This window comes from Polynucleobacter sp. IMCC30063 (genome assembly GCF_021395235.1).
In the GTDB taxonomy this organism is placed as follows: Bacteria; Pseudomonadota; Gammaproteobacteria; order Burkholderiales; family Burkholderiaceae; genus Polynucleobacter.
The window spans coordinates 1-1,337 of sequence record NZ_JAJVCQ010000011.1; the positions used below are offsets into that span (position 1 = coordinate 1).

Annotated in this window: 1 protein-coding gene; it reads right to left on the bottom strand. The window is 46.9% G+C overall.

Features of this window, described 5'->3' with window-relative positions; all coding sequences use genetic code 11:
- Nucleotides 1–38: 38 nt before the first annotated feature.
- Nucleotides 39–1,268: an IS256 family transposase gene (locus LZG75_RS12230; protein ID WP_233937697.1), complete on the bottom strand. Its 1,230-nt coding sequence runs from the start codon at nucleotides 1,266–1,268 to the stop codon at nucleotides 39–41.
- Nucleotides 1,269–1,337: the final 69 nt, after the last annotated feature.

The window sequence follows — 1,337 nt, forward strand, 5'->3', positions numbered from 1 at the left end:
GAGGGTGTCCCATATTTTGTGTAAACGGGGTTCGTTTACTACAGAGGGATTCTCTCCTCATACTTAATACTAAACTGATTTAATGCACCCTTCCAATCTCTGATGGGCATACTCCACTTTTGGCTGATATTGCGTAGGGCCAGATAAAACAATTTCATTAAAGCTTCATCACTGGGGAATGATCCCCGGTTCTTGGTAATTTTCCGTAAACTCATATTGACTGACTCAATGGCGTTGGTGGTGTAAATCACTTTACGGATCTCGGGCGAGTAGTCAAAGAAGGGGGTGAGGCGCTGCCAGTTTCTTCTCCAGCTTTGACCAATGGAAGGATAGTCTTTGTCCCATTTGAGTTCAAACTCCCTTAACTGCTGCTCTGCTTGCTCTACTGTGCCGCTGGCATAAATGGCCTTGAGGTCAGTAGCGACATCTTTACGGAACTTCCAAGAGACATAGTTCAGGCTATAGCGCACCATATGCACAATACACAGTTGTACGGTGGTGTATGGATAGATAGCCTCAATTGCCTCTGGAAACCCTTTTAAGCCATCAACGCAGGCGATGAAGATATCTTGTACGCCCCGGTTCTTGAGTTCGGTAACCACTTGTAGCCAGAACTTCGCCCCTTCGGTTTGTGCAATCCATAAACCCAGTACGTCTTTTTGGCCGGTCATCGTAATGCCAATCGCTAGGTAGACCGCTTTGGCTTTAACCGCACCCGAGTCTCTGACTTTGACATGGATACAGTCTAGGTAAATGATGGGGTAAAGCGTATCTAAAGGTCTAGCTTGCCACGCTTTAACTTCTTCGACTACAGCCTCAGTGACAGCTGAGATGAGGGTAGGCGAGACCTCAGCTCCATACATCTCCTCTAAGTGGCTTTGGATTTCTCGAACGGTCATGCCCCTAGCGTATAAGGACAAAATCTTCTCATCAAAACCGGCCCAGCGGGTTTGGTGCTTGGGAATGAGTTGGGGCTCAAAACTACCCTGGCGATCTCTGGGGATCTCAATGGGTAGTTGGCCAAACTCACCCGTTAACGTTTTACGACTCTTGCCATTACGAGCATTGCCGGTAGTATTTTGGATGGGCTGATTTTTATCATGGCCCAGATGGGTGTTCATCTCGGCCTCTAAGGCTTTTTCTACTAGTAGCTTGGTTAATTGCTTAAGTAGGCCATTTTCGCCAATGAGGTCTTCTGGCTTTTGATAGTCTGCCAGCAGGCTATCAATGAGTTCTTGGGGTACTGCTCGTTTTGCTGCTTCGGTCATCATCATTACTCCTATGGAGTGGGCTTTTACCCATTATTAGACCGTTTACACAAAATTTAGTACACCCCC